Here is a 22,368-nt window from a genome sequence, read left to right on the forward strand (position 1 = left end):
CTGTTCAGCGTGCGGATCCGCGCGAAAACCGCCGCCCCCGCTCTGGGGACTGACCTTCTCGTTATCTCAGCGTGACAATCGTTGGTGAGTCGTTTACCCTCGAAAGGTCGCTTACCCGGAGGCTGTGCTGTGACGGAACCCGAGATCCCCGATTCGTTGGGGTTTCTCTTCGGTGACCTGACTGAGTCGGGCGCTGATCGCGAGAAGAACCAGACCACGCCGAAGACGCTCGAGAACTCGAGTGCTTCCGCGCCCGCTGAGCGACCCTTCCCGTCGCGTCGCGAGCTGCGCGCCCAGCGCGAGGCCGCCGAGCGTGCTCTGGCTCGCGGGCTCGAGGTTCCCGCCGTCGAGGCGCCCGCTGCTTCCGTCGCTCCTTCTGCTGCGACCACGCCGGCCGAGTCGGCGGATGCGGTGCTCGCGAGCATCCTCGGTGCCGCTCCGGCCGCCGCGGCTCCCGCCGTCGCCGCTCCCGCTTCCCCCGCTCCGGTCGAGTCGGCTTCGGCCGCTCCCGCTGAGCCCGCCCGCGTCGTCCCCGCCGCCACGGTCGAGCCGGTCGTCGCACCCGCCGCCGCTCTCGTGGTCTCCTCGACCGCGATCGAGCGCATCGCGCCGGCCGCCGAGTCGGTCACCGCCGAGGTCGCTCCCGCGCCCCAGGCCGAGCTGCCCGGCATCCCGGCGCCGGCGTCGGTCGCGCATCCCGAGCTCGTCCCCGCCGCGTCGGCCGTTCCCGCCGCCGCCCGCGTGCGCCGCCCCGCGCGTGCCGCTCGCCCGGCCGCCGGTGCCGCGTTCTCGAAGCCGGCCGCCGCATCCGCGAAGCCCGCCTCGGCGTCGAAGCGCAGCATCCGCCAGCGAATCACCGCGACCGGCACGATGGTTCTCGTCGGCGGTCTGTTCGCGTCGCTGGCCCTGCCGGCGTACGCCTTCGACGACAGCGGCGCCCCGACGGCCGCCACGCAGCGCGCGCTCGAGGGCAGCACCCAGAAGCTCGACGTGGCCGACGACGTCGCCGTCGGAACGACCGCGCGCGACGCCTACGGCGTGACGAGCGCGGCCGACCTCCGCGGCCTCTACGCGAACGCGCTGCGTCAGAAGAACCTGCAGGCCTACCTGAACTCGGGTGCGAAGGCTCTCGGCGACGACTACCCGTGGGCGACCGACCTGACGCGCAGCGAGGGCGGCGGTCTGTCGCCGCTGCGCTACTACTACCGCGAGTGCGTCGACTTCGTCGCCTGGCGCCTGAACCGCGACGCCGGCACGACGAGCGCCCCGTACAAGTGGGACTGGTCGACGCTGACGCCGAACGGCGGCAACGCGAGCAACTGGAAGGCCGCCTGGATCAACCACGGCTGGGCCACCGGCAACACCCCCGAGGTCGGCGCCGTGGCGTGGTTCAACTACAACCACGTCGCCTATGTCAGCGGCATCCTCGGCGACGGCTCGGTGCTGCTCGAGGAGTACAACATGGGCGGCAAGCACGTCTACGGGCAGCGCGTGGTGCAGCCCAGCGAGGTGCCGCTCTTCCTCTACGCGCCGCCCGCCTGATCTGCTGGTCTTCTCCCCGTCGGCGGTCGGTGGGATGCTGACCTCAGTGGCGCCGAGCGGTGCCGGAATCGAGGGAGCATCGTGGCCATCCTGAACCCGTACCTGAACTTCCGCGACAACGCGCGCGAGGCGATGGAGTTCTACCAGTCGGTGCTCGGCGGCGAGCTGAACATCAACACCTTCGGCGACTTCCAGATGCCGGGCATCGAGGAGGCGGAGATGGGCAAGGTCATGCACGCCCAGCTCGAGACGCCGTCGGGCTTCACCCTGATGGGCTCCGACACCCCCGCCTACATGGACTTCGCGCCCGGCACGAACTTCAGCGTCTCGCTGAGCGGCGACGAGGTCGACGAGCTGCGCGGCTACTGGGCGAAGCTCAGCGAGGGCGCGACGATCCAGCAGGAGCTCGCCCCGGCGCCGTGGGGCGGCGAGTTCGGCATGCTCGTCGACAAGTTCGGCATCGCGTGGCTCGTGAACGTGAACAAGGAAGCCGATCTGGGCTGACGGTCACCCATCCGCCCGCCCGGAATTCAGAGGCCGGTGGCTCGATAGACTCGAGCCACCGGCCTCTGTAGCTCAATGGAAGAGCAGCTCCGTCCTAAGGAGAGGGTTGGGGGTTCGAGTCCCTCCAGGGGCACCGATCGACGGCGGTTCAGACCGTCACCGACAGGTCGCTGAAAACGGCTGAGCCCTCGCCGACAACGACGGGGCCGACGAACGCGCCGATGAACCCTCGCGGAGGCCCCGGGGCGATCCGCGCCACGTCGACTCGAGAGATCTCGCGATCATCGGCGACGCAGGTGACCACGAGATCGACGACACGCACGCCGAGCGAGACCGGTGCCCCGGCGACCGTGGCCGACCGCGTGAGCTCACGGACGACGCCGTCGGTCACGATGCGCACGATGACGGTGCCGTCGACGTCGACCGACAACTCGAGGTGATTCGATTCGGAGACACGAAGCAGCAGGCCGCCGCGCAGGTCGGCGCGCCGTCCGGCCAGCTCGACCGTGGCCTGGACCGCGGCTCGCTCCGCCGGCAGTCGCGTGAGCAGGGCCGAGATCGTCCCTCGTGTGCTCGGATCGTCGCCCGCCGTGAGCTGCACGCGCGACCCTGCGCTCCACTCGGCGAACGCCGCGGGGAAGCGCCCGACGCCGACCCAGTCCGCATCGGCGGCCCCGCGGCCGCGCGGTGCGGCGTCGAGCCCGTCGGTCGTGGCCGGGCTCGCCGTGGCCGACCGAGACGTGACGTCGTGGGGGATGACCAACTCGGTTGCGACGCGTCCGGTGCCCGGAGCGAACACGGGTCGTCGGTCGTGCCACTCGACCGCTACCAGCGACGTGCGGCGTCCGAGCAGGCCCCGCCGCCCGTCGACCGGATGGAGCGCGAGCACCGTCGCCCAGGTTCGGCCGAGGGCGTCGTCGACCAGGTCGGCGTGCCCGACCGCGGTGATGGCCGCATCCGGCCCGAGATCGCGATGGCTGAGTCGCGGGTTGCCGGGGTCGCCGAGCCAGGGACCCGCCATCGCGTCGGCGTAGGCGACGCAGACGGCATGCTCGAGGTCGGTGCCGCCCTCGGCGCAGACCAGCACCCATCCGCCGCCGGGGCGCGGGACGATGTGCGGACCCTCGGCCCAGACGGCGCGGGCGTCGGCACCGCGCCAGATGACGAGCAGCTCGCCGAGAAGAGCGCCGGTCGAGATGTCGATGCGACTGAGCCAGACCTCGGTCTGCCCTGGCCAGTCGGCATCGGCGACCACACGGGTCCCGCAGAGCCAGACGTCGTCGCCGTCGACCGTGAGCGAGGGGTCGAATCCGCCGACGTCGTCGATCCAGATCGGGTCGGACCAGGGGCCGCTCGCATCCGTGGCGGTGACGAGGAAGTGGCCGGTGCGCCCGGGCCAGGACCCGTCGTCGGGACCGACGACGGTGCAGACGACGACCAGCTGATCGCCGACGACGCGGATGGTGGGCGCGTAGAGACCCGATGATCCATCGAGCCCGGCGAGGTCGAGCTGCTCGGGCCGATGGATGGCGTGTCCGAGAGCGGACCAGTTCTGCAGGTCGGTCGACGCATGGATCGGCAGGCCGGGAAGGTGCTCGAACGTCGAGGTGACGAGGTAGAACGTGTCGCCTCGCCGGCAGATGCTCGGGTCGGGGTGACTGCCGGGCAGGATGGGATTGCGGAGCGTGCGCGTCATCGCGGGCCTCTCGGTGGCAGGTGGTGGCTCAGGTCGCGGATCGAGCACGCTCGGGCGCCGCGGTCGTGTCGCGCGCGATCAGGCGGGTCGGCAGCAGAACCTGCGTCTGGTCCAGCTGCTCGTCGTTCATGAGTGCGAGCAGCATCCGCGTCGCCGTTTCGCCGAGCTGCTGGATCGGCTGACGCACCGTCGTGAGCTGCGGAGTCGCGCGGGTCGCCTCGGGGATGTCGTCGAAGCCGATGATCGAGAGGTCGTCGGGCACCCGCACGCCGCGCCCCTGAGCGGCGGCCACGACGGCGAGCGCTGACAGATCGTTCGCGGCGAACACGGCCGTCGGCGGATGCGGCAGGTCGAGCAGGTGCTCGGCGGCGCGCCGGGCGGCGGCGACCTCGTATTGTCCGGCGGCGATGAGGGCCGGGTCGACGGAGATTCCCGCTGAGACCAGGGCGGCACGGTAGCCGCGCTCGCGCGCTGTGGCCGATCGGAGGTCGGGGCGGCCGGCGACGAATCCGATGCGTCGATGGCCGAGGTCGATGAGGTGCCGCACCGCCTGCTGCGCTCCGGCGAAGCTGTCGGATTCGACGGTCGGCAGATCAGCGCGCCCCGCGTGCGGGTCGACCGCGACGACGGGGATGCCGGCCTCGACCGCGAGGGTGGTGGGGGTGACCATGATCGCCCCGTCGATCAGCGTTCCGCTGAGGCGGCTGATCGATCGGCGCTCCCAGCCGGTGCCGTCTTGGTGCGACCCGCTGTAGGCGAGCAGGTCGTAGGCGGTGCCGCTGACGGCTCGGCCGACGCCCTTCAAAATCTCGGCCGAGAACGGCTCGAAATCGGCGACCAGCACCCCGATGACGCCGGTGCGGCGCGAGCGCATGCTGCTGGCGACCAGGCTCGACTCGTAGCCCAGGTCGCGCACGGCGGCCATGACCCGCTCGGTCATCTCCGGTGAGACGCCGTAGCGGCCGTTCACCGCTTTCGACACGCTCGCGACGGACACGCCGGCGGCGACGGCGACATCGCGGATCGTGGGGCGAGGGCTCACGTCGCACACCATAGCCGCAAGAAAAGGTTTTCGAAAACGTTTGACACGCCCAGCCCGGGTTGTGACACTGACCGCGAACTGCTCGCCCGTTCCCGTCGGCACGAACACCGTCGTTCGCCGCGAATGGCGTCGCGACCCGACCTGGTTCCGCCAGGACGAGCCGCACTCCGCGAAGCCGTTCGGGTCCCGCGCACCGCGCGGGAACCGCACTCGATGATGAGTAAAGGGTGGAAAGACATGAACGGCAGAAAGCTGCTCACGAGCGCCGCGATCCTGGCCGGCGGAGCGCTGGTCCTCAGCGGCTGCGCCGCCGGCGGCGACGCCGACGGCAAGACCACGCTGACCTTCTGGCACAACTCGACGACCGGCGACGGCAAGGCCTACTGGGAGGACACGGCGGCCGCGTTCGAGAAGGCGCACCCCGATGTCACGATCAAGATCCAGGCCATCCAGAACGAGGAGATGGACGGCAAGCTCCAGACCGCTCTCAACTCGGGCGACGCGCCCGACATCTTCCTGGCACGCGGCGGCGGCAAGCTCGCCGACGTGGTCAAGGCGGGGCAGGTCAAGGACATCACCGACGGCATCTCCGCCGAGGCGAAGGCGGCGGTGGGCAACTCCCTCAGCGCCTTCGAGATCGACGGCAAGAACTACGGGATGCCGGTGTCGGTTCTCCCGTCGGGCGTCTACTACTCGTCCGATCTGTTCGCGAAAGCGGGAGTGACCGAGACGCCGAAGACGATCGACGACCTCGAGTCGGCGAACGACAAGCTGCGAGCGGCCGGCATCGACCCGATCGCCGTCGGGGCGAAGGACGCCTGGCCCGCGGCGCACTGGTACTACAACTTCGCGTTGCGCGCCTGCTCGAAGGCGGTGCTCGACAAGGCCGCGTCGTCGCGGTCGTTCGACGACGACTGCTGGCTGACCGCCGCGAAGAATCTGAAGTCGTTCGTCGACTCGACGCCGTTCAAAGACGGCTTCCTCACGACGACGGCGCAGCAGGGCGCCGGGTCGTCGGCCGGCCTGCTGGCGAATCACCAGGCGGCGATGGAGCTCATGGGAGCCTGGGATCCCGGTGTGATCGCCTCGCTCACTCCCGACCAGAAGCCCCTGGCCGACCTCAAGTGGTTCCCGTTCCCGGCAGTTGACGGCGACGGCGAGCCGGGGGCGATGATGGGCGGAGTCGACGGCTTCAGCTGCTCGCAGAAAGCTCCCGCCGTGTGCGTGGACTTCCTGAACTTCATGGTGACCAAGAAGAACCAGGAAGCGTACGCGCAGGCCTTCCAGACCCTGCCCGCCTCGACCGAGGCCCAGTCGGTCGTGACCGACCCGGCGCTGCAGGATGTGCTCGCCGCCTACAACGACGCGCCCTACGTCGTGCTGTGGCTCGACACGCTCTATGGCCAGAATGTCGGCAACGCCCTCAACGTGGCCGTGGTCGATCTCTTCGCCGGCAAGGGCTCGGCGAAGGACATCGTCGACGCGGTGAACGCCGCGGCTGCGAAGTCCTGAGGCGGCCGCCGTGGCCACGGTGTCTCAGCACCTCTCGTCGGTGAGACCGGTGCCGGCCGACGAGTCGCGGGGCGGCATCCCAGCACCCGCCCCCGATGACGCCGACGGCCGTCGCGTCCCCGCCGACCGCGCTCGCGCGCGGCGGCGGGGGCGCGCCTCGGGCGAGCGGGTGCCGTTCGGCGAACTCGCTCTGCTGATCGGCCCGGCGCTGATCGTGTTCGTCGCTTTCGTGATCCTGCCGGTCGTGATGGCGGCGTACTACGGCTTCTTCAGCTGGTCGGGCTACGGCGTGCCGACCGAGTTCGTAGGCGTGCGCAACTATCTCACGATCCTCGGCGACCCCGACTTCCGCGAGGCGCTCGGGCACAACGCCGTCATCGTGGTCATGTCGCTCGTTCTGCAGGGGCCCATCGCGCTCGGACTGGCGCTGCTGCTGAATCGCAAGCTGCGATTCCAGTCGGTGATCCGCGTGCTGATCTTCGTGCCCTACGTCATCTCCGAGGTCGTCGTCGGCCTCGGCTGGGGGCTCATGCTGCAGACCAACGGCGCCGTCAACGGCCTGCTCGAGAACCTCGGTCTCGGAGCGCTCTCCGCCGACTGGATCTCCGATCCGAACCTGGCGATCTGGACACTGATGGCGATCATCACCTGGAAGTACGTCGGGTTCGCCGTCATCCTGTTCCTCGCCGGACTGCAGGGCATCCCCGACGAACTGGCCGAGGCCGCCGCGATCGACGGGGCGAGCTACTGGCAGATCCAGCGCCGGATCACGCTCCCGCTGATGGGGCCCACGATCCGCATCTGGGCGTTCCTCTCGATCATCGGCTCGTTGCAGCTCTTCGACCTGGTGTGGATCATCTGGGGCCAGTACGTCTCGTCGACGGCCGGCACCTCGACGATGGCGACCTACATGGTCGCCAACGGGCGCAACGCCGGCAGCTACGGATACGGCAGCGCCGTCGCCGTGATCATGTTCCTGATCTCGCTCGTGATCGCCCTGCTCTATCAGCGCTTCGTGCTGCGCAGGGACACCGCGGGCGCCATCACCGGAGGCGCACGATGACCGCCTTCGCCGCACCGCGGGCACGTCGGCGACCGGCACCCGGCCAGTCGCGCGGCTCGACGCTGATCGTCTACTTCATCGCCCTGGTGCTGATCGCCGTGATCCTGGCCCCCGTGGTCTACCTGATCACCGGAGGGCTGCGCACGAACGCCGAGCTGACAACCGACCCGGCAGGGCTCCCGGCCTCGGCGAACTGGAGCAACTACCTCGATGTGCTCGGCAGCGGCGTGTTCTGGGGTCAGGTCGTCAACTCGGCCATCGCCGCGATCGCGACGACCGTGGTCGTCGTGGCGCTGGGGCTCATGGCCGCGTTCGCGCTGGCGCGCTACCGGTTCCGCGGCCGAGGCGCGATCTACGCGCTGTTCACCGCAGGGCTCATGTTCCCGATGACCGTCGCGATCACCCCGCTCTACATCCTCGTGCGCGACCTGGGCCTGACGAACGGTCTCGCCGGCGTGGTCGTTCCGCAGATCGCGTTCGCCCTGCCGGTGACGATCGTGATCCTCGTGCCGTTCCTCGCCGCGATCCCGAACGAGCTGCAGGAGGCCGCCGCCATCGACGGCGCGGGCCGGCTGCAGTTCTTCTGGCGCATGGTCATCCCTCTGGCGGTTCCCGGCGTGATCACCGTCGGCATCCTCGCGTTCATCGCGAGCTGGAACTCGTACATGCTGCCGCTGTTCATCCTCAACGATCCGGCCTCGTTCACACTCCCTCTCGGCACGCAGGCGTTCTCGTCGCAGTACTCCGTCGACACCGCCCGCGTGCTGGCATTCACGTCGCTCTCGATGATCCCGGCGCTGATCTTCTTCAGCGTCTTCGAACGACGCATCGTCGGCGGTCTCACCGGCGCCGTGAAAGGTTGACCCACTCGTGACACTCGAACATCCCGCGATCGACGACCGCGAGCACGACGACCGAGCCGGTCGCGGTCCGGCGGTCTCCGACCGGGTCGCCGCCCTGCTCGCCGAGATGTCGCTCGACGAGAAGCTGGCGCAGCTGGTGGGCTACTGGGTCGACCAGGGCGATGAGATCGTGGCGCCGATGGCGGGCGAGATGGCGAGCAGCCAGAGTTATTCCGAGGCCACACGACACGGGCTGGGGCATCTGACCCGTGTCTACGGCACGCGCCCGGTCGATCCGGTCGAGCGCGCCCGGTGGCTCTGGGCGGAGCAGACGCGGCTGCGCACGCAGACGCGGCTCGGCATCGCGGCGCTCGTGCACGAGGAGTGCCTGACCGGGCTCGCGGCATGGAAGGCGGCGACGTTCCCGACGCCGCTCGCGTGGGGAGCCGCCTTCGACCCCGAGACGGTGCGGGAGATGGGGCGCCTGATCGGGGCGTCGATGCGTCAGCTCGGCATCCATCAGGGACTGGCCCCGGTGCTCGACGTGATCCGCGACCCGCGTTGGGGTCGCGTCGACGAGTGCATCTCCGAAGACCCCTACGTGGTCGGCACGATCGGCACCGCCTATGTCGAGGGGATGCAGTCGGCGGGCGTGCACGCGACGCTCAAGCACTTCGTCGGATACTCCGCATCGCAGTCGGGACGCAATCACGCGCCCGTGCACCTCGGCCGGCGTGAGCTGAGCGACGTGTTCCTGCCGCCGTTCGAGATGGCGGTGCGCGACGGCGGAGTGCGGTCGGTCATGAACTCCTACGCCGAGATCGACGGCATCCCGGTGGGGTCGGCACCGGAGCTTCTGACCGGTCTGCTGCGCGATGACTGGGGTTTCGACGGCGTCGTCGTCTCCGACTACTTCTCGGTCGCCTTCCTCGAGACCATGCACGCTGTCGCCGCCGATGCGGGCGAGGCGGCGCAGCTCGCTCTCGCCGCGGGCATCGACGTCGAGCTGCCCACCGGCGACGCGTACCTCGCGCCGCTCGCCGAACGCGTGCGCTCGGGCGCGACGCCGATCGAGCTGGTCGATCGCGCCGTCGTGCGGGTGCTCATGCAGAAGGAGCAGCTGGGGCTGCTGGATGACGATGCCAGTGAGCCGCCGACCGCGATCGATCTCGATACGCCTGCGCATCGTGACCTGGCCCGGCGGCTCGCGGAGCGATCGGCGGTTCTGCTCTCGAACGACGGGATCCTGCCGCTCGCCGACCCCGCCCCGAGTCGCGTGGCCGTGATCGGGGCGAACTCCGCGTCGTCGTCGTCGCTCATGGGCTGCTATTCGTTCATCAACCATGTGCTGGCGCATCATCCTGAGACGCCGGACGGCATCGAGGTGCCGTCGATTCTCGAGGCGGTGCGGCGACGCTGGCCCACGGCGATCGTGCATCATGCCATCGGCGCCGAGGTCGAGGGCGACGACCGCTCGGGCATCTCGGCGGCGGTCGACGCCGCGCGGGCGGCCGACGTGGCGATCGTCGCGGTCGGCGACCAGGCCGGCCTCTTCGGCCGCGGGACGGTCGGCGAGGGCAACGACGTCGAATCGCTCGAGCTTCCGGGGGTGCAGCGAGAGCTGGTCGAAGCCGTCGTCGCGACGGGCACGCCGGTGATCCTGGTGATCCTGTCGGGTCGTCCCTACGCTGTCGGCTGGGCTCTGGATGGGCCCACCGCGCCGGCTGCCGTTCTGCAGTCGTTCTTCCCCGGCGAGGAGGGCGCGACGGCGATCGCCCGACTGATGGCCGGGGACATCGCGCCGTCGGGTCGGCTGCCCATATCTCTTCCCCGATCGGCCGGAGCGCAGCCGTTCTCCTACCTGCAGCCGATCCTGGGCGGTGTCTCGGAGATCACGAGCGCCGACAGCACCCCGGTGCGGCCGTTCGGCTTCGGGCTGGGCTACACCGACATCGCCTACGACGCTCTCGCGGTCCCGCCGGCTCCGATCCCTGCGGGCGAGCCGTTCGACGCGGTCGTGCGCCTTCGCAACATCGGTCACCGAGCGACCGACGAGATCGTGCAGCTCTATGCGCGAGACACCGTCGCGAGCGCGACCCGCCCGGTGGCGCAGCTCGTCGCCTACGCGCGGGTGCCGCTCGACGCCGGCGAGGCGGCGGAGGTGCGGTTCACCGTCGTGCCGTCGCGGCTGGCCTTCACCGACCGCTCGATGAGACGGGTCGTCGAGGCCGGCGAGATCGAGCTGTGGGTCGGCGATTCGGCGACGCGTCGCGTGTCGTCATCGGTGTGGCTGAGCGGGGCGACCTATGCCGTCACGGCTTCCGACGCCCGGCGCGTCGAGATCGCGGTCGACCGCGGCGCTGACGTGCCGAACGGACGTCACGACGCGGGCGGCGACGGGGCGGGCATGCCTGCGGTCGGCTGAGGCTCCGCTGACGACGATGCGACCCGGCGGCGCGGCTGCGAGGTGACGGCTGCGGCGAGCCTGGCCGTACACCGAGGTCGAACGGGATCGCGGCGAGCTTCACGAGCATGACGCCGGAGCTCAGCTGGTCGGTGCGCCGCGCGCGGACCGTGATCACCGCATCTGCGAGCCATGCGAGAGCGCCTCGCGAAAGATGAGCGATTCACGAAGCGGAGCGGGGTTGTCCCGGGCTCGACAACGGGTGGACACTGTCCACATGACCTCCGTCACCCCGTTCATCTGGTTCGACGACGACGCCGAGCAGGCCATCCAGCTCTATCTGGGCCTCTTCCCCGACGCATCCGTGATCGAGGAGAACCGCACCCCCGACGGCGCGTTGTTCTACGCGAGCTTCCGCATCGCCGGACAGACCGTCATGGCGCTCAACGGCGGCCCGCACTTCACGAAGAACGAATCCTTCAGCTTCTTCGTCTCGGTCGAGACGCAGCAGGAGGTCGACTACTACTGGGATGCGCTGACCGCCGACGGCGGGCAGGAGTCGCAGTGCGGCTGGCTCAAGGACCGCTTCGGACTGTCGTGGCAGATCATCCCCGAGGCGCTCATGAGGTACCAGGCCGACTCCGACCGCGCGCTGGCCGGGCGGGTGCAGGCGGCCATGTTCAAGATGCAGAAGATCATCGTCGCCGACCTGGATGCGGCGGCCGCGGCGAGCAACTGAGCCTCCGGGTGACGGGATCGCGCTGCTCGCCTAGCGTGGACGGATGACCGACCAGACCAGCACCTGGTTCATCACCGGAGCCGGCCGCGGGCTCGGGCGCGCCATCACCGAGGCGGCGCTCGACGCCGGGCACCGGGTCGTCGCGACGACGCGCTCCGCACATGATCTGCCCGAGCATCCACGTCTCACGGTGCTCACGCTCGACGTGCGCGATCGCGCGGCCTGCCGCGAGGCGATCGCGGCGGCGCTCGCGCTGACCGGACGCCTCGACGTGCTCGTCAACAACGCCGGATACGGGCTGATCGGCGCGATCGAGGAGGCGTCGGAGAGCGATGTGCGCGAGCTGATCGACACCGACCTGCTCGGCGCGCTCTGGCTGACCCAGGCGGCGGTCGAGGCGATGCGCGAGCAGCGCTCGGGGCACGTCGTGCAGATCTCGACTGTCGGGGCTGTCGGCACGATGCCGACGCTCGGCGTCTACAACGCGGCGAAGTGGGCGCTCGAGGGATTCAGCGAGGCGCTCGCCGGTGAGGTGGCCGAGTTCGGCATCCGCGTGACGATCGTCGAGCCCGGCGGGCTCGATACCGCGTGGGCGACGTCGAGCATGCGCTTCGCCGAGCCGAACGCCGCCTACGACGGACTGCGCGAGCGGCTGTTCGGTTCGGTGGAGGTGCCATGGCCCGTCGAGGGTGAGGCGACCGGTGGCGGCACGCCGACCGCGGACGCCGCCGATGCGATCCTCGAGCACGTGGCCGATTCCGCCGACGAGCGTCTGCGGTTGCTCATCGGCGACGATGCGCCGGGCCAGGTCGCTGCCGCGCTCGGCTTGCGCCTCGACGACTATCGGCGTGACCCGCGGTTCGTCGCCGCGAGTCAGGAGTAGATCTCGATGCGCGAGGGGTCGTAGATCTCGATCTGCGCCACGCCTTGATAGCTCGTGATCGGTCCCTCGATGCAGATCATCGATCCGCCGCCGATCGACTCCAGCGATCCGATGTCCCAGACGACGATCTGGAAGCGGTCGGGATCGGGATAGTCGAGCCCGAGATTGAGGAACACGTCGTCGTCGGAGTTGCCGCCGCCGGCGAGCGGGCCACAGACTCGCTGTGTCGAGCCGACGTGGTTCTTCGCCTCGTTCCAGGGGATGCCTCCGCCCGGCTGCGCCGTGGTGACGGGTGTCGCGGGCGGCGACCAGGCCGGGACTGGGGTGTCCGTGCACGCCGCGTCCTCGCGCAGAAGAGTGATCGACTCGGCGGGAATCCGCCCTTCGAGGTCAGCGCAACTCTGCGCGCCGAACTGCGACACTCCCGACTTTCCCGAGAAGTAGCCGGTCGCGATCCCGAACTCGGTCTTGCAGTTGTCGGACAGCCACTGGATCTGCTCGTCGATCGCGCCGCTCGTGCGCCCGGCGCGCTCCAGAGCGACGACCGACTCGAGCACCTCATCGCAGGAGACCGTCTCGGCCGACCGCTGCGACGCCGTGTTCGCCTCGCGCTGGGCGACGGCGACGCCGATCACGACGGCGACGATCGCCACCGTCGCTATCCACCCGCCAGAGTTCATGATGCTTCGATCGTCGCGTGAGGTTCCCTCGTCGGCGATACCCAGATCGGGGGCCCGCGGCTCCGCGGCTCACGCTGCGATGCGAGGATCGCTCCATGGCCGACCTCGACGCCCCGCACGTCTTCGTCATCCGGGGTGACATCACCCACCTCGAGTGCGATGCGTGGATGCTGCCCACCGATTGGCGATTCGCGATGCACCCGGGGTGGATCGATGCGATTCCGCAGTGGGGCGAGGATGCAGTGCATCCCTCGACCGCGCGGTTCCGCTCTCGAGATGTGCTCGCCGTCGCGATGCCCTCGACTCTCGGCGGCGGACCGGTCGCGATCGCCACGGCCGTGCCGGCGCAGGGCTTCGCGGATCCGAGCGACCTCCTCCCGGCATTCCGCGAGTTCGTACGGGCAGCGGTCGCTCAGGTCAGGACGACGTCGCGCCCGCGCCCCCTGATCGCGCTCCCGGCCTTCGGCACGCGCAACGGCGGCGGCCGGCTGAGCACCGGGCAGATCCTGCGCGCGCTGCTCGACGAGAGCCGCGAGCTCGCGGCCCTGCATGAGGTGGACATCGCTTTCGTGCTCCGCGACGCCGGCGCGTACGCACTGATGCAGCGGTTGCGCCGTGAGTCGGACGCGGCCAGCTGGCCCTGGGCGCAGATCGATCGGCACGAGGTTGACCGGCTCGCGGCGCTGGCTCGTTCGAACCAGCTGGTGCCGTTCATGGGTGCGGGGATCAGCGTCGGGGCCGGCGCGCCCACCTGGAACCAGCTCATCGAGCGGCTCTCCGACGGCATCCAGCTGTCGCCGACCGAGCGCATCCACCTGCTCGACCCGGAGCGGGACACACTCGATCAGGCCGCGTGGCTGAGGTTGCGATACGAGCGGGAGAAGCCCGGCGCCTTCGCCGAAGCGATCGCGCGCGCCGTGGACATGCCCCGCTACGGGCTGCTGCCGCCGATGTTGTCGGCATTGGGATCTGAGCAGGCGGTGACGCTGAACTACGACAGGCTCTTCGAGATCGCGGCGGCAGATCAGCAGAGCCCACGGCGTGTGATCCCCGGCGACGATCATGGGGCGTTCCCGCGCTGGCTGCTGAAGATGCACGGCTCCGTCGACGACCCGCCGTCGATCGTCCTGACCCGCGATGACTACCTCGGCTTCAACACCGAGCGGGCGGCGCTCAGCGCCTTGGTGAAGGCGACCCTGATGACCCGGCACCTGCTCTTCGTCGGATTCGGTCTGCGCGATGATCACTTCTACGAGATCGTTCACGATGTGCGCCGGGCGATCGGCGGCGCCGTTCCCGGCACGGTGCTGACGCTGCGCACCGATCCCCTTGCGACGGATGTCTGGGGTGATCAGCTGGCGTTCGTCGACTTCGCGGATCCCGACGCGGGAGATGTCGGCGACCCTGCTGGCGGTGCGATCCCTCGGGCGGGTCGACGGCTCGAGATCTTCCTGGATGCGGTGCTCGCGATGGCGAGCGAGGAGTACAGCTATCTGCTGTCGCCAGCCTTCGCATCCAGCCTGAGCGCTGACGAGCGCGACATGGCCGATCTTGTGCGCCGTGTGCGCGCGAGCGTGACGGGGGAGTCGGAGCTGGCGTCGGCGCTACGTCGAGCGCTCGCGCCGTTCGGCGAGTGAACTGAGCGAAGTCGGCGCTGACCCCGGTGCTGGACCAGCGCCGGGGTCAGCGTGTTCGGAAGGTGCGGGCGGGTTTGCCGACGCCGCCGCGCTCGATGCCGCCCGTCGTGCTGAGCTGGGGCTCCATCGTGCGGCGGAACGTGTCGCGCGGCAGGTCGATGCCGAGCACGCTCTCGTGCAGGTTCTGGAGTGAGCGCAGGGTGAAGGTGCCCGGCATCAGCTGGGCCGGGTCGGGGGAGGCCGCGTAGTCGTCGCGCAGTCGCTCGACGGCCATCCTCACGATCTCGTCGTGGCCGTAGAGCAGTCCGCGCACCTCGTCGACGGGGCGGAGCTCGGCGCGCCCGGCGTCGAAGTCCAGCGCTCGATACGGAACCGCATCCAGGTGGGCGACGGACAGGACCCAGCCTCGAGGGTCGCGATCGGGAGCGTCGAAGACGTGCAGCTGCCGGGGCTCGCGGCCGTCGACGCCGGTCTTGTCACGCAGGGCCCGGAGTGCGGCGCGCGCGAGGGTCTCACCGGGATGGACGAACGTGCCGGGCAGCCGTGCGTCGTCGCCGTCGTTCGCCAGGAGCACGGCGAGGCGGCCGTCGGGGAGAACCGACAGCACTGCGGTGTCGACCGCCACGGACGGCCGGGGGTAGTCCTGCAGGGTTCTTCCGTGTGAGTCGCGGTAGGTCACTGGTTGAGTTTACGCATTGCTGCGCTAAATGTCGGTGGTGGATGTCACTCTGTATTTGCGCAGCTGAGCGCAAAAAGAGAAGGGGCCTCCAAGGCCCGGACAGGAGGTCGACATGGTCGACATGACAAAGAAGCGGATGCCGCGACTCCACGTCGGGCAGGGGCACCGGCGCGGTTCGCTCACGGTATTTCCCGTCTGGGTCGAAGGCCCCCGCACGTCGGGGGTTGAGTGGAGCCCGAACGGGCTCACGGTCAACGAACTCGACACGGGGGCGTCGGTTTCGGAGCTGGGTGTCGCGACCCGGTCGTCGAGTCCGCACGCGGTGCTCGAGGGCGACCTGCTGACGGGTGGCCTGCAGGACCGCATGGTCGCAGCCAGCCTGCTGCTGGCGCCCGAGGGGCGCGGAACGGTCGAGGCGCGCTGCGTCGAGCAGGGGCGATGGGCCGGCAGCGCCGCTCACGCCGTGGATGGGCGACGCACCTCACCGAGCGTGCGCGCTGCGTCGGCGCGGCGGTCGCCGGGTGATGCAGCGTCGCAGGATCGGGTGTGGCGTCGCATTCGGCAGTTCGACGAGCGTCTCGGAGGCAGCGATACCGGCACACTCGCGGTTCACCTCGAGCGAGTCGATCGCATGCGCCGGTCGCCGATCCCGCGCCTGACCGGCCAGCGCGGCGTCATCGTCGGCATCGGCGGGCAGATCGTCGGCGCCGAGATCTTCGGCAGCCCGACCGGGCTCGCGGCGCGCTGGCAGAGCATCGTCGATGCCGCCGAGTTGGATGCGCTGCTCGCGCCGCCCGTCGCGACGACCGGAGCGCGAGCCCGAGCGTTCGCCGCACAGCTCGAGCACACCGTGCTACTCGACGGTGAGGGAGCTGGCATCGCCCGTGCTCTTCGCGGTGCGTCGGCCGGTGTCTCGCTCGCGGGCATTCGCCTCACCGGTGGCGGATTCGACCGCGCGGTAGAGCCGTCGATCGTGCACGTCGCGGCCTGGAACCTCACCCATCCCCTTCTTCAGGAGGTCTGATCATGACGATCGAATACAAGATCCAGTACTCGGGCACGGCGGGCTACTTTCTCGGAGCCTTCGCGCACGCCGCCGGTGCCGCTAATGAGGAGACGCTGCAGTGGCGCGGACGCGAAGTCGGCTGGCAGCGGTCGATCTGGTCGTGGACGGAGATCGACGACCGCGACGACACCTGGACCACGCAAGTCGACGCTTCGCGATTCGCGGCGATGCTCTCGACGCTGCCGCTGACGTTCGACGACCCGTCGGAGCTCGTGCTCTCGACGTGGCCGGGCGAGATCGATCTGGTCGCGGGGCCAAGCGGCAGCCCCGACGCGTCGCGCGATTCGGTCGAGGCTGACGATGCTGCCGAGGCGGCCGGCTCGACCGCTGAGGAGGAGCGATGAGCGCGCGACTGGCCGACCGGGCGGTCGGCAGCCTCATCGGGCTCGCCTGCGGCGATGCGCTCGGCGCCGGCTACGGGTTCGGGCCGCCCCTGCCCGCCGACGCGCCGCTGGTGATGGGAGGTCGTCAGTGGGAGCCGGGGGAGTGGACCGACGACACGGCGATGGCGTTCGCGATCGCCGAGCTGGCGGCGGCGGGTGCGCGATTCGACGAGCAGGAGGTGCTCGACCGGCTCGTGATCCGCTGGGTCGAGTGGATGCGCGTCGCGAAGGATGTCGGCATCCAGATCTCGTCGGTGCTGCGCGCCGCCGCCGACGAGCCGACCGAGGCGCGGGCGCGAGCGGCGTCCGAAGCTCTTCACCGCCGCACGGGGAGATCGGCCGGCAACGGCTCGCTGATGCGCACCGCGCCCCTCGCGCTCGCCTATCTCGCCGACGGTGACGAGGAGGCGCTCGCCGGCGCCGCACGCCGCGTGAGTGAGCTCACGCACTGGGACGACCGCGCCGGCGACGCCTGTGTTATCTGGTCGCTCGCGTTGCGCGAGGCGGTCCGCAGCGGCACGATCGATGTTCGGACGCAGATCCGCTGGCTGCCGACGGAGCGTCAGCAGCTCTGGCACGAGGCTCTCGATCGGGCCGAGGAGGTGGAGCCGCACGAGGTGGCGAACAACGGGTGGGTCGTCGACGCGATGATCTCGGCCTGGTCGGCGATCTCGCGGTCGGACGGCCCGGTGGATGCGATCGAGCGCGCGGTGCGGTCGGGTCACGACACCGACACGGTGGCGGCGATCGTCGGCGGCCTCGTCGGCGCGGCTCACGGGGTCTCGGCGCTTCCGGCGCGGTGGCGCCGTCAGTTGCACGGCTGGCCGTCGCGTGACGGCGCCGCCTCGAGCTCGCGTGACCTGCTCGAGATGGCGGTGCTCGCGACGCGCGGCGGTCGACCGGACGCCGACGGCTGGCCGAGCGCTCCGCGCTTCGCGCCGAGCTCGGTCGACACGCTGGTGCGGCATCCGCACGACTCGGGTGTCTGGCTCGCGTCGCTAGCCGGTCTCGATCGACTGCCCGCTCAGGTGGATGCCGTCGTCTCGCTCTGTCGCACCGGTCGCGCGCAGACGGCGCTCGAGACCGTCGAGTTCTGGCTGGTCGATCGTCCCGGTGCGAACGCGAACCTCGCGGTCACCCTCGACGATGCGGCGAACACCGTGGCGGCGCTGCGTGCCGAGGGGAAGCGCGTCGTCATCCACTGTTTCGAGGGCGCGAGCCGTACGCCGACGGTCGCCGCCGTCTATGCCGCGCGACATCTCGGCGTGCCGGCGGCGCAGGCGCTCGACGAGGTCTCGGCGGCGTTGCCGCGCACATGGGTGAACCGCGAGTTCGCGGCGCACCTGCGCGGGCTCGACACGGGCGGCAAGCCGAGTGACAAGACGGCGGCGACCGCCCGCGGATGGCATGCTCGAACCGGCGGCGTCGAAGGAGTCTCATGAACGACCACATCTTGCCGGTGAACTACGCCAGCGACGGCGAGGACGAAGACGAACAGACTCCCGAGGAGGCCCGACTCGATTGGCAAATCGAGCTGCTGCAGCGCTCGATGCCGATCGTTCGTCGCGGTCTTCAGACGCTCCCGACGCTCGACGATCTCGAGCTGGCCGAGTCGCTCATCGACTTCTGCGAGGCCTCTGGCATCGGATTCCCGTACATCCCGGAAGCATCGGCCCCCGAGCTCATCGAGATGGGCGACAACTCCTGGGGGAGCGTGCACCGCCCCTACGTGCCGGGCGACATGTACTTGTTCCGACCGATGCTGAACGAGATCGCTCGCGGAGACTGGGCGCCGCGTCTTCGGTTCGGCCACGCTGGCCACGGCGTCAATTCCTCTGCCTACTCGTATCAGCTGGTCACCGATGGGTTTGCGATGCAATTCCAAGTAGGCGGAGGCGGCGCGCTCACATCGCGAGAGGACACCGCAGCGTCGTGGAACGAGCTGACCACTCGAGTGCGCTCGTTGCACGAGTACGTGATCGAGACCGGATATCGGTGCGGGCAAGACGGCATCCTCGTCGTGGCCGTGAGCGAGATGCGTCGAACATTCATCTGCGACCTTGTCACCTGGGACGACCTCACGAGCGAAGCCCCGCGCCCCTCGCAATCTGACCCCGATCAGCTCGGGTACGACGGGGGATTCAGTGCTCAGGGGCGAAAGCTCCGCGCGTTCGGAGATGCCGAGGCCGTCTTCGCCGAAGCCCGACGCCGGCTCGACATCTGGACGAGTCCTGCGCAACGACGGCAGGAAGCCCTGTGAACGCTCAGCGCGAGATCGTCGGGTACGGCAAGAGAGCATACGAGCGAGTCCGCGAGGTCGTCGGAACGCTGAAGAACGGCGACCCGCTCGCCCCCGTGACGGTCGTCGTGCCGAACAATCTGGTCGGGATCAGTCTGCGCCGGTCGTTGGCCGCGGGCGTCGGCGGTCGTCCGGGAGTCGCGGCCGTCGAGGTGACCACGATTCGGCGGCTCGCCGAGAGAATCGCGCTGGCGGACATGAGCAGACTCCGGCCGGCAACGCGAACGATCCGCGCCGCGGCGATGCGCGCCACGGTGGATGCGGAACCTGGCGGATTCGAGCAGGTTGCCGACCATCCAGCGACGGTGGAGGCGCTGATGCGGGCGAGCGTGGAGTTGGATGAACTCACCGACGAGGAGCTGGCCGAGCTCTCGCAGACCGCCGGCCTGATCGGAGAGGTCGTACGCCTGCATCGACAGAGCTTCGATCGTCTCGCGGGGAGCTGGTATCGCGAAGTCGACCTCATTCGCGCCGCCTCGTCTCAGATCGCGGCGTTCGCTCTCGGCCCCGTCGTGATCTTCCTCCCGCGCCTTCTCACGGCAACCGAGCGCGCCCTGGTCGACCAGTTGATGATGCGTGACGGCACCGTGCTGCTCATCGGCGCCGCCGACGACGAAATCGTCGACCCCGACCTCACCTCTGCGAGCTCGGACCAGTCGGCTGTGCAAGCAGACATGATCGCCGATGTCTCGGTGTTCCACGCTTCCGATGCCGACGATGAAGTGCGGTGCATCGTCCGCGAGGTCGTCGAGGCGGTTCGCGCTCATCCTGCGCACCGCGTCGGCGTCGTGTACTCGGCGGCGGCCCCCTACGGCCGTCTGCTGCAGGAGCACCTTGCCGCCGCCGGCATCCAGGTGGCCGGACGCGGGATCCGCTCCGTGCGTGAGCGCGCCATCCCCGACGCCTTCATGAGGCTGCTCGCACTCGCGGTGAGCGGCATCGATCGCGCTCCGCTCTTCGCGTTCCTCAGCCGGGCGACGACTCGCCACGGCCACCTCGACATCCCCGTGGCGCGGTGGGATCGCCTCGCACGGGAAGCCGGCGTCGTCTCCGATTCCGACTGGTCGGATCGTCTCGCCGCGCTGCGCGAATCGCGTCTGAAGCAGCGTGACGTCGCGCTCGAGCGCGACGAAGCGGCGCGTGCTGAGTGGCACGAAGGGGTCGCTGACGACGCCGAGAAGCTCGGCGAGTTCGTCGCCATGTTGCGCACGCGCCTGCAGCACGGTCGTGAGCTGCGAGACTGGCGCCTCGTCAGCGACTGGTCGACCGAACTGTTCACGAGCTTCTTCGGGAATCCCACCAGCGCAGCATCACTCGCAGCCGAGGAGCGAGCCGCCGCGACGTCGCTCTTCTTCGCGCTGGAACGACTCAGCGAGCTCGGGGACGTGGTGCCCGAGGCGAGCATCGAGCAGTTGATCTCGGTGGTCACCAGCGAACTCGATGCGATCACGCCGCGGGCGGGGCGGTTCGGCGAGGGGGTCGTGGTCGGTCCGATCTCGGATGCCGTCGGTCTCGATCTCGACCGGATCTTCGTGCTGGGCCTTTCGGACGACCTGTATCCAGGACGACTCACTGCCGACCCGTTGATCCCGGACCGGATCCGTGACGTCGCCCCATCCCTGCCTCGGCCTCGCGAGCGCATCGACCGGATGCGACGTGACCTCGCCGCGGTCACGTCCTCGGGAGCGCAGGTCACCTTGTCGTTCGCCCGCGGCGACCTGAGACGAAGCACGCCGCGCCTGCCGAGTCGATGGATGATGCCGACGCTGCGCCAGCTGAGCGGCGACCCCGATCTTGTGGCAACGGACTGGGAACAAGCCTCGTCGACGAGCATCGTGTCGTCGGCTTCGTACTGGTCGTCGAGCAGCACCGCAGCTCTGCCCGCGAGTGCTCACGAATGGCGGCTTCGATCGGCTGCGGCCGGCACGCCGCCTGACGACGAGGTTGTGAGCGCTGCAGTCGAGCTCCATCGGGAGCGATCGTCCGAGCGCTTCACCCGATTCGACGGGTTGGTCGCCGACGTCGAAGGCCTGCCGGACTTCCAGGCGATCGGGACCGAGTCCGTCGCACCGACCACGCTCGAGCGATATGCCATCTGCCCGCACGGTTACTTCGTCGAGCGACTGCTGGGCGTCCGGCGGGTCGAAGACCCGGAAGAGATCGTCACGATTCGTCCCGTCGACGTCGGAAATCTGATTCACGGCGCGCTGGACCGTCTGGTGAGTGAGAACGCGGAGGCGCTGCCGGATTACGGCGAAGCGTGGACCCCGCGGCAGAGACAACGACTTCGGGAGATCGCCGTCGAGATCGGCGATCAGTTGGAGGCGACGGGGCTGACCGGGCATCCGCTGCTCTGGGAGCGCGCTCGTCAGGAGCTTCTCGCAGATCTCGATCGCATGCTCGATCGAGATGACCTCTACCGCGCGCAGAACGACGCTCGCGTGATCGGCACGGAATTGCATTTCGATCAGGTGCAGGTGCCTACCGCGATCGATCGATCGGTGGAGATGCGGGGAAGCATTGATCTGATCGAACAGACCCGCGGAGGGCGGCTGCTAGTGATCGACATCAAGACCGGAAGATCTCGCAGCTTCGACCCGATCAACAAGGATGCGATCGCGGCGGGCACGAAACTGCAGTTGCCGATCTATGCTCGCGCAGCCGCCGAGGTCTACCCCACCGATGACGTGGAAGCCATGTACTGGTTCGTCCGCGATGACGACAAGCGCATCCGGATCGAGCTCGACGACGATCTTCGTGCGCGGTACTCCGCGGCTATCGGCGCGCTGAGTGACGGAATCGCCTCCGGAATCTTCCCGCCCAAGGCTCCGGAGGAGGCCGATCACATGTGGGTTCAGTGCGAGTACTGCAATCCCGATGGGCTCGGTCACGGCGAAGTGAGGGCTCGGTACGAACGAAAGCGCGCTGACCCGGCCTACGCGTCATTGCGTGCACTGCTGGATCCGGCCCCCGAGTCCGAGACGGAGCGAGCTGATGGATGAGCGACTCCCGGTCGATCAAGCTGCCCGCGACCTGATCGCGACCGCGACCGACCGGACCCTGTTCGTGGAGGCGGGGGCGGGGGCAGGCAAGACCAAGGCGCTCGTCGACCGGATCTCGAGACTCGTGCTGCACGATCGCATCCCGTTGTCGTCGATCGCTGCGGTGACTTTCACTGAGAAGGCGGGCGCGGAACTGCGCGACCGCCTTCGGACATCGCTCGAGCGTTCGCGTCGCAGCGCGGTGGGCGATCACGTCGCGCTCGTCGACGCTGCGCTCGACGATCTGGACTCGGCGGCCTTCGGCACCCTGCATGCCTTCGCCCTGCGCGTGCTGACGACCTACCCGATCCAGTCCGGGCTTCCGCCGCTGGTGCAGGTGCTCGACGAGGTCGCCT

At 69.5% G+C, this 22,368-nt stretch carries 18 protein-coding genes, 1 tRNA gene and 1 pseudogene; 16 read left to right on the top strand and 4 right to left on the bottom strand.

Features of this window, described 5'->3' with window-relative positions; translation table 11 throughout:
- Positions 1-129: 129 nt before the first annotated feature.
- The 3 genes from FJ658_RS06375 to FJ658_RS06385 all read left to right on the top strand — a co-directional run bounded on the left by FJ658_RS06375 (position 130) and on the right by FJ658_RS06385 (position 2,179).
- The gene (locus FJ658_RS06375) at positions 130-1,542 is read left to right on the top strand and encodes a CHAP domain-containing protein (protein WP_141144534.1); all 1,413 of its coding nucleotides are present in this window, start codon (positions 130-132) and stop codon (positions 1,540-1,542) included.
- 78 nt (positions 1,543-1,620) lie between these two features.
- Positions 1,621-2,046 (top strand): VOC family protein, encoded by a 426-nt coding sequence (locus tag FJ658_RS06380; RefSeq protein ID WP_141144535.1) that lies wholly within the window; start codon positions 1,621-1,623, stop codon positions 2,044-2,046.
- Positions 2,047-2,107: 61 nt separating this feature from the next.
- Positions 2,108-2,179: transfer RNA gene (locus FJ658_RS06385), tRNA-Arg, on the top strand.
- A 15-nt stretch (positions 2,180-2,194) separates the two neighbouring features.
- Here FJ658_RS06385 and FJ658_RS06390 read toward each other — a convergent pair.
- Together FJ658_RS06390 and FJ658_RS06395 are read right to left on the bottom strand one after the other, a co-directional pair.
- The gene (locus FJ658_RS06390; RefSeq protein WP_141144536.1) at positions 2,195-3,742 is read right to left on the bottom strand and encodes a glycoside hydrolase family 43 protein; all 1,548 of its coding nucleotides are present in this window, start codon (positions 3,740-3,742) and stop codon (positions 2,195-2,197) included.
- Positions 3,743-3,770: 28 nt separating this feature from the next.
- The gene (locus FJ658_RS06395; protein WP_141144537.1) at positions 3,771-4,784 is read right to left on the bottom strand and encodes a LacI family DNA-binding transcriptional regulator; all 1,014 of its coding nucleotides are present in this window, start codon (positions 4,782-4,784) and stop codon (positions 3,771-3,773) included.
- Between the two features lie 237 nt (positions 4,785-5,021).
- Between FJ658_RS06395 and FJ658_RS06400 the strand changes: the two genes are divergently transcribed.
- The 6 genes from FJ658_RS06400 to FJ658_RS06425 all read left to right on the top strand — a co-directional run bounded on the left by FJ658_RS06400 (position 5,022) and on the right by FJ658_RS06425 (position 12,227).
- Entirely contained in the window at positions 5,022-6,296 is a 1,275-nt protein-coding gene (locus tag FJ658_RS06400; protein ID WP_141144538.1) for an ABC transporter substrate-binding protein, read from the top strand.
- 76 nt (positions 6,297-6,372) lie between these two features.
- Positions 6,373-7,359 (top strand): carbohydrate ABC transporter permease, encoded by a 987-nt coding sequence (locus FJ658_RS06405; protein WP_141144865.1) that lies wholly within the window; start codon positions 6,373-6,375, stop codon positions 7,357-7,359.
- Complete coding sequence (locus FJ658_RS06410; protein ID WP_141144539.1) at positions 7,356-8,222, top strand: carbohydrate ABC transporter permease; 867 nt, start codon at positions 7,356-7,358, stop codon at positions 8,220-8,222. The genes FJ658_RS06405 and FJ658_RS06410 overlap by 4 nt, the downstream gene beginning before the upstream one ends.
- Before the next feature lie 106 nt (positions 8,223-8,328).
- Positions 8,329-10,626 carry a glycoside hydrolase family 3 N-terminal domain-containing protein gene (locus FJ658_RS06415; protein ID WP_141144866.1) on the top strand — a complete coding sequence of 766 codons (2,298 nt, stop codon included), beginning with the start codon at positions 8,329-8,331 and terminating at the stop codon, positions 10,624-10,626.
- 256 nt (positions 10,627-10,882) lie between these two features.
- The gene (locus FJ658_RS06420) at positions 10,883-11,344 is read left to right on the top strand and encodes a VOC family protein (RefSeq protein WP_141144540.1); all 462 of its coding nucleotides are present in this window, start codon (positions 10,883-10,885) and stop codon (positions 11,342-11,344) included.
- 43 nt (positions 11,345-11,387) lie between these two features.
- On the top strand, positions 11,388-12,227 hold the full coding sequence (locus FJ658_RS06425; RefSeq protein ID WP_141144541.1) for an SDR family NAD(P)-dependent oxidoreductase: 840 nt from the start codon (positions 11,388-11,390) through the stop codon (positions 12,225-12,227).
- Here the strand turns inward: FJ658_RS06425 and FJ658_RS06430 are convergent.
- Positions 12,218-12,880, bottom strand: a complete 663-nt coding sequence (locus FJ658_RS06430) for a hypothetical protein (protein ID WP_141144542.1) — start codon at positions 12,878-12,880, stop codon at positions 12,218-12,220. The two genes, FJ658_RS06425 and FJ658_RS06430, sit on opposite strands and share 10 nt — an antisense overlap.
- Before the next feature lie 305 nt (positions 12,881-13,185).
- Between FJ658_RS06430 and FJ658_RS06435 the strand changes: the two genes are divergently transcribed.
- Positions 13,186-14,544, top strand: coding sequence for an SIR2 family protein (locus FJ658_RS06435; protein ID WP_141144543.1), 1,359 nt, complete (start codon positions 13,186-13,188; stop codon positions 14,542-14,544).
- Positions 14,545-14,590: 46 nt separating this feature from the next.
- On the opposite strand, the gene FJ658_RS06440 is transcribed toward FJ658_RS06435, so the two are convergent.
- Positions 14,591-15,169, bottom strand: a complete 579-nt coding sequence (locus FJ658_RS06440) for an NUDIX domain-containing protein (RefSeq protein ID WP_255447600.1) — start codon at positions 15,167-15,169, stop codon at positions 14,591-14,593.
- A gap of 166 nt (positions 15,170-15,335) precedes the next feature.
- Between FJ658_RS06440 and FJ658_RS16065 the strand changes: the two genes are divergently transcribed.
- The 6 genes and pseudogenes from FJ658_RS16065 to FJ658_RS16810 form a co-directional block, all read left to right on the top strand.
- Positions 15,336-16,247 carry an ARPP-1 family domain-containing protein gene (locus FJ658_RS16065; RefSeq protein WP_181408346.1) on the top strand — a complete coding sequence of 304 codons (912 nt, stop codon included), beginning with the start codon at positions 15,336-15,338 and terminating at the stop codon, positions 16,245-16,247.
- A 2-nt stretch (positions 16,248-16,249) separates the two neighbouring features.
- Positions 16,250-16,633, top strand: a complete 384-nt coding sequence (locus tag FJ658_RS06445; RefSeq protein WP_141144545.1) for a hypothetical protein — start codon at positions 16,250-16,252, stop codon at positions 16,631-16,633.
- Entirely contained in the window at positions 16,630-18,114 is a 1,485-nt protein-coding gene (locus tag FJ658_RS06450; protein WP_141144546.1) for an ADP-ribosylglycohydrolase family protein, read from the top strand. The genes FJ658_RS06445 and FJ658_RS06450 overlap by 4 nt, the downstream gene beginning before the upstream one ends.
- On the top strand, positions 18,111-18,932 hold the full coding sequence (locus tag FJ658_RS06455) for a hypothetical protein (RefSeq protein ID WP_141144547.1): 822 nt from the start codon (positions 18,111-18,113) through the stop codon (positions 18,930-18,932). Before FJ658_RS06450 ends, FJ658_RS06455 begins: the two co-directional genes overlap by 4 nt.
- Positions 18,929-21,973, top strand: coding sequence for a PD-(D/E)XK nuclease family protein (locus FJ658_RS06460; protein ID WP_141144548.1), 3,045 nt, complete (start codon positions 18,929-18,931; stop codon positions 21,971-21,973). The genes FJ658_RS06455 and FJ658_RS06460 overlap by 4 nt, the downstream gene beginning before the upstream one ends.
- Positions 21,966-22,355 (top strand): annotated as a pseudogene (locus FJ658_RS16810) (UvrD-helicase domain-containing protein); the annotation flags it as partial. The gene FJ658_RS06460 and the pseudogene FJ658_RS16810, both read left to right, overlap by 8 nt.
- Positions 22,356-22,368: the final 13 nt, after the last annotated feature.

It is taken from the genome of Schumannella sp. 10F1B-5-1, from assembly GCF_006517535.1.
Classification (GTDB): domain Bacteria; phylum Actinomycetota; class Actinomycetes; order Actinomycetales; family Microbacteriaceae; genus Schumannella.